The 13,799-nt window shown below is 65.3% G+C and carries 11 protein-coding genes; 7 read left to right on the plus strand and 4 right to left on the minus strand.

The window, feature by feature from the left end; translation table 11 throughout:
• The first annotated feature begins 19 nt into the window (after positions 1 to 19).
• From AWB80_RS25675 to AWB80_RS25690, 4 genes are read left to right on the plus strand one after another with little or no spacing between them, the layout of a single operon-like run.
• Positions 20 to 1,540 (plus strand): sugar ABC transporter ATP-binding protein, encoded by a 1,521-nt coding sequence (locus AWB80_RS25675; protein ID WP_061177480.1) that lies wholly within the window; start codon positions 20 to 22, stop codon positions 1,538 to 1,540.
• Positions 1,533 to 2,591 carry an ABC transporter permease gene (locus tag AWB80_RS25680; protein ID WP_061177481.1) on the plus strand — a complete coding sequence of 353 codons (1,059 nt, stop codon included), beginning with the start codon at positions 1,533 to 1,535 and terminating at the stop codon, positions 2,589 to 2,591. Before AWB80_RS25675 ends, AWB80_RS25680 begins: the two co-directional genes overlap by 8 nt.
• Positions 2,588 to 3,610: a galactofuranose ABC transporter, permease protein YjfF gene (gene yjfF / locus AWB80_RS25685; RefSeq protein WP_096031990.1), complete on the plus strand. Its 1,023-nt coding sequence runs from the start codon at positions 2,588 to 2,590 to the stop codon at positions 3,608 to 3,610. Before AWB80_RS25680 ends, yjfF begins: the two co-directional genes overlap by 4 nt.
• 1 nt (position 3,611) lies before the next feature.
• The gene (locus AWB80_RS25690; RefSeq protein ID WP_061177482.1) at positions 3,612 to 4,334 is read left to right on the plus strand and encodes a FadR/GntR family transcriptional regulator; all 723 of its coding nucleotides are present in this window, start codon (positions 3,612 to 3,614) and stop codon (positions 4,332 to 4,334) included.
• 8 nt (positions 4,335 to 4,342) lie between these two features.
• Here AWB80_RS25690 and AWB80_RS25695 read toward each other — a convergent pair whose 3' ends face one another.
• The 4 genes from AWB80_RS25695 to gcvA all read right to left on the minus strand — a co-directional run bounded on the left by AWB80_RS25695 (position 4,343) and on the right by gcvA (position 10,189).
• Entirely contained in the window at positions 4,343 to 5,506 is a 1,164-nt protein-coding gene (locus tag AWB80_RS25695; RefSeq protein ID WP_061177483.1) for a phytanoyl-CoA dioxygenase family protein, read from the minus strand.
• A gap of 69 nt (positions 5,507 to 5,575) precedes the next feature.
• Positions 5,576 to 6,559, minus strand: coding sequence for a porin (locus AWB80_RS25700; RefSeq protein WP_061177568.1), 984 nt, complete (start codon positions 6,557 to 6,559; stop codon positions 5,576 to 5,578).
• Between the two features lie 150 nt (positions 6,560 to 6,709).
• Positions 6,710 to 9,142 (minus strand): glucose/quinate/shikimate family membrane-bound PQQ-dependent dehydrogenase, encoded by a 2,433-nt coding sequence (locus tag AWB80_RS25705; protein ID WP_061177484.1) that lies wholly within the window; start codon positions 9,140 to 9,142, stop codon positions 6,710 to 6,712.
• Between the two features lie 138 nt (positions 9,143 to 9,280).
• Complete coding sequence (gcvA, locus tag AWB80_RS25710; RefSeq protein WP_061177485.1) at positions 9,281 to 10,189, minus strand: transcriptional regulator GcvA; 909 nt, start codon at positions 10,187 to 10,189, stop codon at positions 9,281 to 9,283.
• Positions 10,190 to 10,293: 104 nt separating this feature from the next.
• Here gcvA and AWB80_RS25715 point away from each other — a divergent pair, with 104 nt between their 5' ends.
• The 3 genes from AWB80_RS25715 (at position 10,294) to AWB80_RS25725 (ending at position 13,618) form a co-directional block, all read left to right on the plus strand.
• Positions 10,294 to 11,136 carry a DMT family transporter gene (locus tag AWB80_RS25715; protein WP_061177486.1) on the plus strand — a complete coding sequence of 281 codons (843 nt, stop codon included), beginning with the start codon at positions 10,294 to 10,296 and terminating at the stop codon, positions 11,134 to 11,136.
• Positions 11,137 to 11,244: 108 nt separating this feature from the next.
• The gene (locus AWB80_RS25720) at positions 11,245 to 13,137 is read left to right on the plus strand and encodes a bifunctional diguanylate cyclase/phosphodiesterase (RefSeq protein WP_061177487.1); all 1,893 of its coding nucleotides are present in this window, start codon (positions 11,245 to 11,247) and stop codon (positions 13,135 to 13,137) included.
• Between the two features lie 262 nt (positions 13,138 to 13,399).
• Positions 13,400 to 13,618, plus strand: coding sequence for a hypothetical protein (locus AWB80_RS25725; protein WP_061177488.1), 219 nt, complete (start codon positions 13,400 to 13,402; stop codon positions 13,616 to 13,618).
• The last annotated feature ends 181 nt before the right edge of the window (positions 13,619 to 13,799 follow it).

The raw sequence follows: 13,799 nt of genomic DNA on the forward strand, positions 1-13,799 counted from the left end.
GCGCAAATACTGATCTCCGATGACTTCGCCCGTACTGGAGCTGCGCGGCATCGACAAGCGCTTCGCCGGCGTCCATGCGCTGCAGGACGTGAACCTCACCCTTTATCCGGGCGAGGTTCACGCGCTGATGGGCCAGAACGGCGCGGGCAAGTCGACGCTCATCAAGGTGCTGACTGGCGTCGTGAACCTCGACGCCGGCGAGATTCTGCTCGACGGCCGCGCGATTCGCCCCGACTCGCCGCTCGCCGCGCAGAAGCTCGGCATCAGCACGGTCTATCAGGAAGTGAATCTCTGCCCGAACCTCTCCGTGGCGGAGAACATCTTCGCCGGCTACTTTCCGCGACGCGGCGCGCTCTCAGGCTTTCGCATCGACTGGGAAGCGACGAACCGGCAGGCGCGCGAACTGCTCGGGCGCATCGGGCTCGATATCGACGTGACGCGCGTGCTGACGAGCTATTCGGTCGCGGTGCAGCAGATGGTCGCGATCGCGCGGGCGCTGAAGCTGTCGTCGAAAGTATTGATTCTCGACGAACCGACCTCCTCGCTCGACGACGACGAAGTGCGCCGCCTCTTCGAGGTGCTGCGCCGTCTGCGCGAACAAGGTCTCGCGATTCTCTTCGTCACGCACTTTCTGAATCAGGTCTACGCGATCTCGGACCGCATCACGGTGCTGCGCAACAGCCGGCGCGTGGGCGAATGGCGCGCGAACGAACTCGGCACGCAGGCGCTCATCGCGGCGATGCTCGGCCGCGAACTCGCCGCCGCGCAGGCGCGCCAGCCGCCGCCCGACGACACCGAAGCGCACGCCACCGACGACGCCCTGCTCGACGCGGTACGTCTCGGGCAGAAAGGCCAGTTGCAGCCGCTCGATCTGCGCGTGCGCGCGGGCGAAGTGGTCGGCGTCGCGGGGCTGCTCGGCTCCGGGCGCACCGAACTCGCGAAGCTGCTGTTCGGCCTGGAGAAGCCCGACGAAGGCGAACTGCGCATGGACGGCGCGCCGGTTTCCTTCGCGACGCCCGCGCAGGCGATCCGGCACGGCATTGCGTTCTGCCCGGAGGAGCGCAAGGCGGATGGCATCGTCGCGGAGCTGTCGCTGCGCGAGAACATCGCGCTCGCGTTGCAGGCGCGCATGGGCGCGCGACGCTGCCTCACGCGCGCCGAACAGAACGCGCTCGCCGAACGCTTCGTGCGCGCGCTCGGCATCAAGGCCGCGACGCTCGACATGCCGATCGGCCTGCTCTCCGGCGGCAATCAGCAAAAGGCGCTGATCGCGCGCTGGCTCGCGACCGAACCGCGCCTGCTGATCCTCGACGAGCCCACGCGCGGCATCGATGTCGCCGCGAAGCAGGAAATCATGGACGAGATACTCAGGCTCGCCTCGACCGGCATGGCGGTGCTCTTCATCTCGTCGGAAATCTCGGAGGTGGTGCGCGTCGCCAACCGCATCGTCGTGTTGCGCGATCGTCGCAAGGTCGGCGAACTTCCGGCGGGCACGAGTGAAGATACGGTATGCGAAATGATCGGAGCCGAACATGGATGATACCGTGCGACGCGGCAAGCTCCGCTCGATGATGGAGCACCGGCTCGGCTGGCCGATCGTCACGCTCGCGCTGCTGCTCGCGTTGAACGCGGCGTTCAATCCGGGCTTCCTGCATGTCGAATGGCGCGATCATCATCTGTACGGCAGCCTCATCGATATCCTCAATCGCGCCGCGCCGCTCGCGGTCGTCGCGCTCGGCATGACCATCGTGATCGCGACGCGCGGCATCGATATCTCCGTGGGCGCGGTCGTCGCCATCGCGGGCGCGGTCGCCGCGTGGGCGATCGGCGGCTCCATCTCCGGCAATGTGACGCGCTTTCCGTTGCCCGTCGTGATCGTGGCCGCGCTCGGCGTCGCGTTGCTGTGCGGGCTGTGGAACGGCTTGCTGGTCGCGCGCGCGGGCATGCAGCCGATCATCGCGACGCTCATTCTCATGGTCGCGGGACGCGGCATCGCGCAGCTCATCACGAGCGGCCAGATCATCACGATCTACTACTCGCCCTACTTCTTCTTCGGCGGCGGCTATCTGCTCGGCGTGCCGGTGTCGATACTGATCGTAGCTCTCGTGTTCGCGCTGCTCTGGCTCGCGATCACGCGCACCGCGCTCGGGCTGTTCCTGCAGGCGATCGGCATCAATCCGACCGCCGCGCGCGTCGCGGGCGTGCAGGCGCGACGGCTCACGCTCGGCGCGTATGCGTTCAGCGGCCTGTGCGCGGGCGTCGCGGGCATCCTCATCAGTTCGAACGTCAAGAGCGCGGACGGCAACAACGCGGGCCTGCTGCTCGAACTCGATGCGATTCTCGCCGTGACGCTCGGCGGCACCGCGCTGACCGGCGGCCGCTTCACGCTCGCGGGCAGCGTGATCGGCGCGCTCATCATTCAGACGCTCACGTATCTGATCTATTCGCTCGGCGTGCCGCCGGAGGTCAATCTCGTGGTGAAGGCCATCGTCGTGTTCGCGGTGATGATGCTGCAATCGGGCGAATTCCGTGCGACGGTCGCGAAATTCGCGCGCCGTCCCGCGCTCGCGGATCGCGAGGTGCGGCGATGAATTCGCGCTTGCCTACGCTCACGCATCAGCGCAAGAACGACGCGCCGCCGCGCAAGACAGTACGCAGCCGCTACCTGCCGCTTGCCGCGACGGTGTCGCTGTTCATCGTGATCTCCGTGCTCGGCTCGGTGATGTACACCGGCTTCTTCTCGCCGCAGGTCTTCCTCAATCTGCTGATCGACAACGCGTTTCTGATTGTCGTCGCGGTGGGTGAGACGTTCGTCATTCTGTCGGGCGGGATCGATCTGTCGGTGGGATCGGTGATCGCGCTCACGACGATGGTGTCCGCCGCGCTGGTCGAGAAAGCGGGCTGGCATCCGCTCGTCGTGATACCGCTCGTGCTCGCGATGGGCACCGCGTTCGGCACGCTGATGGGCTGGCTGATCGCGCGCTTTCGCCTGCAGCCTTTCATCGTCACGCTCGCGGGCATGTTTCTCGCGCGCGGGCTCTGCTATCTGATCAGCATCGATTCGATCAGCATCACGGACCCGTGGTACGCAATGGTTTCGCAGATTCGCATCCCCGTGATGAGCGGCGCGTCGCTGTCGCTCGGCGCGGTGATCGCGCTCGTCGTGCTTGCGCTGGCGGTATTCGTCGCGCATTACACGCCGTTCGGGCGCACCCTCTATGCGGTCGGCGGCAATCCTCATTCCGCGCTGCTGATGGGCTTGCCGGTGAATGCGGCGACCATCGGCGCCTACGCGTTGTCGGGTTTCTGCTCGGCGCTCGGCGGCGTGCTGTTCACGTTCTACATGCTCTCCGGCTACGGCCTGCATGCGATGGGTCTCGAACTCGACGCGATCGCGTCTGTCGTGATCGGCGGGACGCTGTTGACGGGCGGCGTCGGCTATGTGATCGGCACGCTGTTCGGCGTGCTTCTGCTCGGCATCATCCAGACGCTGATTTCGTTCGACGGCTCGCTCAGTTCTTGGTGGACCAAGATCGCGGTCGGCGCGCTGCTGCTCGTGTTCTGTCTGTCGCAGCGCGCGTTCGGCGAACGCACCGCGACGAAGCGCTGACATGGACTACCGCCATCTACAGCCCCGCAAGAGCATGCACGCGCGCATCGTGCAGGAGCTGGGCATCGAGATCGTGAGCGGCAGGCTCAAACCGGGCGACCGCCTGCCCGCCGAAGCGAAGCTGTGCGAAGCCTACGGCGTGAGCCGCCCGGTGCTGCGCGAAGCGACGCGCGTGCTGGTCGCGAAGGGACTGGTGCTGTCGAAGCCGCGTCTGGGCAGCGTCGTGCGTCCGCGCGATGAATGGCACACGCTCGACCCCGATGTGCTGTTCTGGACCATCAACAGCGTGCACGAAGGCGAGTTCTTTCAGTCGCTGCTCGTGGTGCGCAGGATCGTCGAGCCTGCTGCCGCCGCGCTCGCCGCATCGAACGCGACGCCTGACGATCTCGCGAACATCCGCGCCGCCTATGAGCGCATGTCGCTCGCGGACACGCCGGATGCATTGCTTGCGCCGGATCTGGAGTTTCATCGCGCGATCATGACGGCCACGCATAACGACATGCTGATGTACATCGGGCACATGCTGTCGCTCGCGTTGTCGGAGTCGATCAAGCTGACGAGCCGTCATCCCGATACGCACGCGCTGTCATTGCCACGGCACAAGGCGATACTCACCGCGATCGCGAATCGCGATCCGCTCGGCGCGCGTCATGCGAGTCTCGTGCAGCTCGACAATGCACTCGCCGACGCGCAAAGCGTGCTGTCGGCGGTGTATCAGGAATAGCGGCTTGCCTACGTGCTGCGACGCCACGCGTTGTCTCTCAACGCGTTCGCCAGCGCATCGACGGACCATGCTTCATCGAGCGCCTGACGCAACAGCGCCTGCTGGCTCTTCGGCGCAAGACCGCCTAAGGGCGGATCGCGATCGAGATTCGTCGGGAATGCATAACCTTCCGCGCAGGACGCGATGACCGCATCGAGTTCGGCGTCGTTCATGCGTCCCGTGGATTTTTCATCGAGCAACACCGGATAGACGGCTTCGCACATGCGGGCTCGATCGAGCGTTTCCATCGCCCGTCCGTATGCCGACGACACTTGCAGCAGATTCGCCATGCGCTGCACGTCGCGCGTGCGGTTCGCGCCCGCCGCATGAAAGAGCGCCGGGCTGAAGAAGAGCGCATCGCCTTTTTCGAGCGGCAGTTGCACGTAATGCGCCTCGAAGTGCTCGCGAAAATCCGCGCGACGCCATGCGAGATAGCCTTGCGCATAGCGTTGCGAATACGGCAGCAGTTTGGTCGGCCCGCTTTCGACGGGCATGTCGCTGTGCGCGACCGCGCCCTGCAGCGTGAGAAAGGGCGACATCGCGTGGACATGCGCCGGATAGCGCTGCACTTCATCGGCGGTCTGGAAACCGAGGTGATAGTCGCGGTGCGCCTGCTGCGCCTCTCCGCCCGGGCGCACGACGTTGACCTGCGACGTCATCTGGAAAGCCGGCCCGAGCCACGCTTGCGCCGCACACTCGATGAACGGATTCGCGAAGTAGCGCGCGAACACGCGCGGCGCTTCGAGGCAGAGCTTTTCCTGCGCGTTCCAGATGCGATCGTTCGCGCCCGCCTTCGCAAAGTGATCCGCGCCGCTCGTTCCCTGCGCGCGCTCTTTACGGATGATCGATTCGAAGGTCGCGGTGGCCTCGTCGACCGGCGCGACATCCGCATAGGCCGCCTTGAGCACGAATACGCCCGCGCCGTCGCGAAGCACCGTCGCCCATTCCGCCTGCAATGCCGCGCGCTTCGGCGGATCGTTCAAGGCTTCGCGCAGCGCGGCGCAATCGTAGAGGGGAATCCGCTGCTGGATATCGGCGGCTAGTGCCTGCCTTGGCACGGTGTCCCGTTCGAGCAGCGCGGAGAATTCATCGAGCGAGCAGTCGCTCTCCCGGTACACGTTCGTCACGTTCATGTCTCGCTCCGTTTTCGACAAGCATAGCCGTTCGCGCGAAGCCTCGACAAGCCGTGACGGTCACGTCCGTCAGAATCGCTCGATCATGCCGACCTGCACGCCGCGAACCGGCGCGCCCGGATACGCCGCCGGCAACCCGACGACATTCACGCCGCGCAGCGTGAAGGTCGCGTCGCCGTGATTGCGCAGCATCGCGCCGCTCGCGTAGAGCAGTACCTTCGGCGAAAGGTCGTACTCGCACGCGACGCTGAACTGGTCCGCATCGTTGTCGCCGCCCGAGCGGTCGCGCGCGTACGCGTAGCCGAGCGATGCGCGCAGGCGCGGCGTCACGGCATAACGCATCGATAGCGCGATGCCGTCGTTGTGATAGCGCGGCGATCCGCCATCGCCATTGAAGTACGACACGAAGGCCGTCGTCTTGCCGATCTGGTACGACACGCCGCCGAGATTCGCGCGCAAGCCGGTGTCGCCCTGCGTCTGCTGATGTGCATAGGAAATGCGAAACGGCCCGTTGTGATACGCGAATGTCTCGTAGTTGCCGGATAGACCGTTGCCGTCGCCGCTGTCGCGCAATGCGACCATGAGCGTCGTCGTGAAGCCGTGAAAGTCTGGCGACAGGTACGCGATGCCGTTATCCGTATACGGCGTGATCTTCGAGAGATTGTTGAGACCCGACGCGATCGTGCCCGCGCCGAAGGCGTCGAGGCCGCCCTTGAACGGAATGTAGATCGGCGAGTACTGACGGCCCATGCGCAATTCGCCCCACGGCGCGCCTAGGCCGATCCACGCCTGCCGGTTGAAAATGGTGTTGGCCGTGGCGAAGCTGCCGTCCGCCGAACTGAAGCCGCTTTCGAGATCGAACAGCAGACGCGTATCGGAACTCCATTGCTCGTAGCCGCGCAAGCCGAAGCGCGAACCGCGATATGCGCCCGAATCCATGCGCGGCGTCCACGAGGAACCGGGATTCGTCACTTCGATGCTGGTGTCGATCGTGCCGTACAGCGTGACGGCGCTTTGCGCATGCGCGGCCGTTACGCCGATGCCGCACATCATCGACAGGACCAGCAGGCGTGCGCGCTTCGCCGTGCGGCGATCGAAAGGGTATGTCAGACGCATGAAAACATCGGTCAGGGGACGGGTCGAATGAAGCGGCGGCATGCACGCCCGTGCCGCCGCCCGCCATGATAATCGTCCAGGCGGCGATCAGGGCTTCAACGCATACGCGATGACGTAATCGCCGCGGTCGGGCGACTGACGCGCGCCGCCCGCCGAGATCAGCACGTACTGCCGGCCGGTCTTCGGCGAGACGTAGCTCATCGGACCGCCCTGGCTGCCCACGGGCAGACGCGCTTTCCACACTTCCTTGCCCGTGGCGCTGTCGAACGCGCGCAGATAGTAATCCTGCGTGCCCGCGATGAACACGAGCCCGCCCTGCGTTGCAAGCGTGCCGCCGAGCGTCGGCATGCCGATGGGCATCTTCATCCGCATCTTGAAGCCGAACGGGCCCGTGTCCTGCACGGTGCCGACCGGCACTTGCCACAGGAGCTTGCGCGTCTTCAGATCGACGGCGGAGAGCGTGCCGAACGGCGGTTTCTGGCACGGAATGCCCAGCGGCGACATGAAGCGGTTCTTGTTCACGGCATACGGCGTGCCCTTCAGCGGCACCGCGCCCATGCCCGTGTTGACCGCTTCGCCGCCGTTGCTCGCGGGCGCGCTGTCGGTCTTTTGCGGGATCATCTGCACCCAGAGACCGAGGCGCATGTCGTTCACGAAGATCACGTGATGGTTCGGGTCCGTCGACAGGCTGCCCCAGTTCATGCCGCCGAGCGAACCCGGAAAGCTCAGTGAGACGTCCGTGTCGGGCGCGGTGAAAAGGCCGTCGTAGCGCATCGACTTGAAGCCGATGCGGCACGCCAGCTGATCGAACGGCGTCGCGCCCCACATGTCCGATTCCTTCAGCTTGTTCGCGCCGATCGTCGGCATGCCGGCAGAGAACGGCTGCGTGGCCGAGTATTGCTCGTTCGGGATCGTGCCGGTTTTCACCGGGCGTTCCTCGACGCGCGTGAGCGGCTTGCCGGTCATGCGGTCGAGCACGAAGATCTGGCCGGACTTGGTGCCGAATACGACAGCCGGTTTCGTCGATCCGTCTTTCGCCGGGAAGTCGATGAGGCTCGGCTGCATCGGCACATCGAAGTCCCACAGGTCGTTGTGAACCGTCTGGTACACCCACTTTTCCTTGCCGGTGGTCGCGTCGAGCGCGAGGATCGACGTCGCGTAGCGATGATCCAGCGGCGTGCGCGTGCCGCCCCACAAGTCCACCGACGAACTGCCCATCGGGATGAAGACGGTGTTCATCGCGGGGTCGTAGGACATCGGCGCCCAGGAGTTCGGCGTGCTGCGTGCGTACGTCTGACCTGGCTGCAGGCGCGCGTTGGGATAGTCGCGGCCCGGATCGAAGGCCCAGCGCATCTCGCCGGTGATCACGTCGAAGCCGCGCAGCACGCCGCCCGGCATGTCGGTCTGCACGTTGTCCGCCACGCGCCCGCCCACGACGACGGTCGTGCCCGCGAGCGTCGGCGCGGAGGTGAGCTGATACTTCGGATCTTCCGCCGCGCCGAGGCCCGCTTTCAGGTCGACGAAGCCATGCTCGCCGAAGCCTTCGCACAGCGCGCCCGTATCGGCGTCGATCGCGACGAGGCGCGCGTCGATCGTGTTCATCAGCAAGCGGCGCTGGCAGCTTGCGTCCGCCGCGACGGAAACCGGCGTCACGGACGTCGAGCCCGCCACGGAAGGTTGCGCCAACGGCCGGGTCGCGTCGAAATAGGCGAGGCCGCGGCAACGGTTCCACACCTGCGCGTGCGCGTCGATTTCTCGCTTCCAGATTTGCTTGCCGCTGTCCGCATCGACGGCGATCACGTTGTTGTGCGGCGTGCACATGTAGATGCGATCGCCGATCTGCAGCGGCGTCTGCTGATCTTCCGCGCCGTTGCCGGTGGGACTGTCGGGGATGTCGCCCGTATGGAACGCCCACGCGACCTGAAGGTTCTGCACGTTATCGCGCGTGATCTGATCGAGCGCGACGAAGCGGCTGCCGCCGGGCGTGTTGCCGTAGCTGCTCCAGTCCTTCTGCGCATCGCCCTTCGCGACGGGCACGAGCGGCGCGGCCGTGCCGTCGAACGCGACAGGCGGATGCGGCTGGAACATCTGCACGAAGGCGACGAGCATCGCGAGCGCGATGACGCCGGCAAGAGCGTACGCACGCTTCGACGCGGCTTCGCCCGTCTCATGCCTGCGCAACGCAGGCCACGCGAGCAGCGCGAGCACCATGAAGCCGGCCGGCAGCATCAGCCGCGACACCAGCGGCCAGAAGTCGATACCGGCGTCGAGCGGCGCCCAGATCAGCGTGCCGGCGAAGGCCACCGCGTACACGAGCACCGCCGATGACTTCGCCCGCATGAACTGCACCGCCGACACGACGATGACCGCACCCGCGACCACGAAATAGAGGCTGCCGTGCAGCAGCGCGAGCTTCGCGCCGCCGGCGACGAAGAACAGACCGGTGGCCAGCAATGCGAGGCCCAGCAAAATACACCCGGCTCTCAGCGTGGCTGAAAGACGGGCTTCACTCGTAGACATCAATCTTCTCCAGGAATGTGGCGTGCGAATCAGCCGCGCGCGCAGGGCGAAAACCCGCGGGGGCATCAGCGTAAACCACTATATTCTAACTGGATAGTTAAACGTCTGCCGGATTCGCCCCACGGAAGAGGCTGCTGCTCACACGCCTGGCTCGCTCGCAAAGGCCGCGCCTTCGCGCTCCAGCCACGCGCGAAACTGCACGATCAGATCGTCTGCGATCTTTTCATCGGCGACATAGGTGCAGTAGCTCCGCGACGGCAGACGCGGTCCGTCGAACGGCGCGACGAGACGGCCTGACGCGAGATCGTCGGCGACGAGCGCGGTCGGTCCCATCGCGATGCCCAGGCCATCGACAGCCGCCTGCAAGGTCAGATAGAAGTGGTCGAAAGTGAGCGCCGCCGAAGGCATCAACGCGGGCATGTCCACCTGCGCCAGCCAGTCCGGCCACACGCGCGGCAGGCTCGACGTATGCAGCAACGTATGCCGCCGCAAGTCTTCAGGCGTTCGCAAAGGCACGCGCCGCAACAGCGCGGGACTGCACACGGGCAAGCGCTTCTCTTCCAGAAAAGGCCGCATCGCGTAGCCATAGAACGTGTCCGGACCGCCCCGGATCACGATGTCGTAGCTGTCCTTGAGGCTCTCGACCGGCTCGTTCGACGTCTCGACCCGCACTTCCACATCGGGACGGCGCGCACGGAATTTCTCCAGCCTCGGCACGAGCCAGCGCAAGGTGAAGGTCGCGGGCGCATTGACGTTCAGCGTGCGCGCGACGGCCTCGGACAGGCCATAGCGCGCGGTGGCCTGCGCAAGCTGATCGAACAGCGGAGCGATTTCCGCGAGATAGGCCCGCGCGGCAGGCGTCAGCACCACGCGCCGGTTATGGCGCTCGAACAAGGGCGCGCCGAGCCATGCCTCAAGCAGGCGCACCTGCTGGCTGATCGCGCCGTGCGTCACGTGCAGTTCCGCCGCCGCTTCCTTGAAGCTGCCGAGCCGCCCCGCCGCCTCGAAGGCGCGCAGCGCGTTGAGCGAAGGCAATGCCGGTCTCATTCGTCATAGATTTTCTAACGCGACAACGCAAATTATATGGTTTGTGAGCGACCCACAAGTTAGATATTCTATGAACTATCCGTCACACAACCGACATAAAACGCATGTTCACCTACACCGGCGGTGTCGTCCTTTTTGCAGCGGTGCTCCACGCAAGCTGGAACGCGATGCTGCACGGCAATCGCGACCGGTTCCTGTCGATGACGTGGATGAGCATCGCCATCGGGGTCTTCTCCGCGCTCGTGGTGTGGTATCTGCCGTTGCCGGCCAGGGCCGCGTGGCCGTACATCGTCGCATCGGGGCTCGTGCACATCGTCTATAACGTGAGCCTGGTGCGGTCGTATCGACGTGGGGATCTCGCGCAGGCGTATCCGATCGCGCGCGGCTCCTCGCCGATGCTCGTCACGCTCGGCGCGGCCCTGTTCGCGCACGAGGCGATCGGTCCGATGCACGCGTTCGGCATCGTCCTGATTTCCGGCGGCATCATGGCGCTCGCGCTGCAAGGCGGCCACGTATCGCGCGCGGGCGCGCTCGCCGCGCTGACGACGGGCGTGACCATCGCGGTCTATACGGTGATCGACGGCATCGGCGTGCGGGCATCCGATGGCGAAGCGCTGTCCTATACCGCGTGGATGTTCATGTTCTACTGGTTCATGCCGGTGATCTTCATCGCGAAACGCGGCCTGCCGGCGCTCTGGATGCCCGTGAAGGCGACGCCGATGGCCGTGGGCTCGTCGCTCGCGGGCGGACTCGTGTCGATCGCCGCGTATGGCATCGTGATCTGGGCGATGCAGTCGGGCGCGATGGGCGCGGTGTCGGCGTTGCGCGAAACGAGCGTCGTGTTCGCGGCGCTCATCGGACGCGTGTTCCTGCGCGAGACAGTCAACGCGAAACGCTGGCTCGCGTGCGTGGTCGTCGCGGCGGGCGCAGTCTGCCTCGGGCTTTAGGGTCCGTTCATGCCGTGAATTGGGGCGCAAGCCGTGCCCTGATCGACGAATCGGGATTGCATGAGGTTCGATACATTCCTCGCGTAACCCATAGAGTCGAGACGAACCTTGCAACCCGTACCCGAATGGCACGCGGCGCCCTTGCCCGCCGATGAAGCGAAGCGACTGCAATTGCTGCGCAGTCTCGATCTGCTCGATACGCCCCACGAAGACGTGTTCGACCGCGTAACGCGCGTCGTCGCCGAGCTGTTGCAGGTGCCTATCGCGCTGGTGTCGCTCGTCGATGAACATCGTCAGTGGTTCAAGTCGCGCGTCGGGCTGGACGTCTGCGAGACCTCGCGCGATGTGTCGTTCTGCGCCTACGCGCTCCATTCCGAACGGCTGCTGCTCATCGAGGACACGCACGAAGACGCGCGCTTCGCGGGCAATCCGCATGTCACGGGCGCGCCGCATATCCGTTTCTATGCGGGCGCGCCGCTGCGCTCGTCCGCGGGCTTCGTGCTCGGCGCGCTGTGCGCGGTCGATACGAAGCCCAGAAAGCTGAGCGCCGCCGCACAAGCCGCGCTGTGCGATCTCGCGGCCACGCTGGAACGCGAGATCGTGCAACGCGAGGCCGCGCGTGAAACCCGCGAGGTGCAGGAAGTCGACCGCCGCAAGCTGCGCCTGTCCGAGTCGCGCTTTCACGCGATCTTCCAGCAGACGCCGACGGGCAAGGCGATCGTCGATCTGGACGGCCGCTTCGTCGAAGTCAATCCGAAGCTGTGTGAAATCACCGGCTATAGCGCCGACGAACTCGTCGCGATGACCTTCCAGCAGATCACCGCAGAAGCGGACCTTCCCGCCGATCTGCAACTCGTCGACGATCTGCTCGATGGCGCGCGAAAAACCTATACGCTCGAAAAACGCTATCGCCGTCGTGACGGCGGCACGGTGTGGATCGATCTGTCCGTCGCGCTGATCCGCGACGATCGCGGCCTGCCGCTGCACTTCGTCAGCACGATGCAGGACATCACGAGCCGCAAGCACAGCGAAGCCGTACTGCGCGATTACCGTCAGGAACTGGAGCGCCGCGTGCTCGAACGCACCTGCGAACTCACCAGCAGCCGCACGGCCTTGCAGACCATCACGGACAACCTGCCTGTGCTGATCGCGCACGTCGATACGGACCTGCGCTACCGCTTCAACAACCAGGTGTATCGCGAAGTATTCGGCGTCGATCCGGCCGCGCTGCGCGGCGAGACCGTGCGCGACACGATCGGCGCGGCGACCTTCGAGCGTTGCCTGCCGTGGTTCCGCCGCGCGCTCGCGGGCGAACGCGTGACGCACGAGGATATTGTCTATGAGGCCGCGCCCGGCCGGGTCTGGAACGCGACCTACGTCCCGGAGTGCCGGCGCGACGAAGTCGTCGGCTTCTACATCATGTCGCAGGACATCACCGAGACCAAGCGGCGCGAGAACCAGATGCGCTCCGAGGTCATGCTCGATGCGCTGACCGGCCTGCCGAACCGCCGCGCGCTCGCCGAGCAGCTCGCGCTTTCCATCGCTGCCGCCCGCGACGAAGAGCAGCCTTTCGCGCTCTTCTTCATGGATCTCGACGGCTTCAAGAACGTCAACGATCAGCACGGCCACGACGCCGGCGACGCACTGTTGCGACAAGTGGCGGCGCGCCTGAAAAAGACCACGCGCGCGGGCGATCTCGTCTGCCGTCTCGCCGGCGATGAATTCGTGCTGCTCGCACGCGGCGTCGCGTCGTCGAGCGCCTGCAGCCGGATCGCGCAGGATATCTGCCGCGCGATCGGCCGGCCCTTCGAAATCGGCGGCGGCGAGGCGCTGCTCGGAACCAGCGTCGGTATCGCGATGTGCGCGGCGGGTTTCGATACCACCGCCGACGCCATCCTCGCCGACGCGGATCGCGCGATGTACGAAGCGAAGCGCAAGGGGCGAAACGGCTTTCGCTTTGCGTCGGTGCTGACCGCCGACGCATCCGCGCTCACGTCATGAAAATTTCACGATACGGAATTGAGGTCCGTTTCCCGAAAATTCACGCTGCATGGCAGCACGACGCGGGTTGCACATCGGAGGATCGTCTTTCTCATCATGGGAGCGTCGCTCTAGCTGATTGATTCGTATCGGTTTTTATTTGGTGCGCGCGGCCACATGCCGATGCGGCCGGCGGCCGTTTCTTCGCTAACCTCTTGTACAAGAGGTGCACGTTCGCCGCGGCGAACCGCCCGATGCTTTCCAATCAAGCTGGAGAAACGCGATGCAGAATGTTTATATCGAACCGATGCCGAAGGGCCAATGGGGGCCCATCGACGGCTATGCGCTCGAATTCCATGACGGCACGAGGATCACGCAGCAGGTTTATCGCTCGGAGCGCCTCGCCGTCGACGAGATCAAGCTGCGCGGCTATTCGCCTCTGCTCGCGAAGGTGCGTATCACCGACAAGGGTGTCGAGGAACACTGGCAGGCCGCGAAGTAACCTTCACCACGCGCTTCGCGTCTCGCGCGAAGCGCGGCCTTATCGACCTCTTCCTTCAAATCCGCGCGGCGCCAGAAACGTGCCGCGCGCGATGTCATCAAAAAGTCGGCTGACCCAATGCACGATGCATATCGGCGTCGATCCTTAAGACACGCATCCGATCAACGCCTCCGCTGCAAGG

Source organism: Caballeronia pedi (genome assembly GCF_001544915.2).
In the GTDB taxonomy this organism is placed as follows: Bacteria; Pseudomonadota; Gammaproteobacteria; order Burkholderiales; family Burkholderiaceae; genus Caballeronia; species Caballeronia pedi.

Bases quoted from the DNA above. Each gene is read 5' to 3' on its own strand.
- AWB80_RS25675 (WP_061177480.1), top strand. From the start codon at position 20: ATGACTTCGCCCGTACTGGAGCTGCGCGGCATCGACAAGCGCTTCGCC.
- AWB80_RS25680 (WP_061177481.1), top strand. From the start codon at position 1,533: ATGGATGATACCGTGCGACGCGGCAAGCTCCGCTCGATGATGGAGCAC.
- yjfF (WP_096031990.1), top strand. From the start codon at position 2,588: ATGAATTCGCGCTTGCCTACGCTCACGCATCAGCGCAAGAACGACGCG.
- AWB80_RS25690 (WP_061177482.1), top strand. From the start codon at position 3,612: ATGGACTACCGCCATCTACAGCCCCGCAAGAGCATGCACGCGCGCATC.
- AWB80_RS25695 (WP_061177483.1), bottom strand. From the start codon at position 5,506: ATGAACGTGACGAACGTGTACCGGGAGAGCGACTGCTCGCTCGATGAA.
- AWB80_RS25700 (WP_061177568.1), bottom strand. From the start codon at position 6,559: ATGATGTGCGGCATCGGCGTAACGGCCGCGCATGCGCAAAGCGCCGTC.
- AWB80_RS25705 (WP_061177484.1), bottom strand. From the start codon at position 9,142: ATGTCTACGAGTGAAGCCCGTCTTTCAGCCACGCTGAGAGCCGGGTGT.
- gcvA (WP_061177485.1), bottom strand. From the start codon at position 10,189: ATGAGACCGGCATTGCCTTCGCTCAACGCGCTGCGCGCCTTCGAGGCG.
- AWB80_RS25715 (WP_061177486.1), top strand. From the start codon at position 10,294: ATGTTCACCTACACCGGCGGTGTCGTCCTTTTTGCAGCGGTGCTCCAC.
- AWB80_RS25725 (WP_061177488.1), top strand. From the start codon at position 13,400: ATGCAGAATGTTTATATCGAACCGATGCCGAAGGGCCAATGGGGGCCC.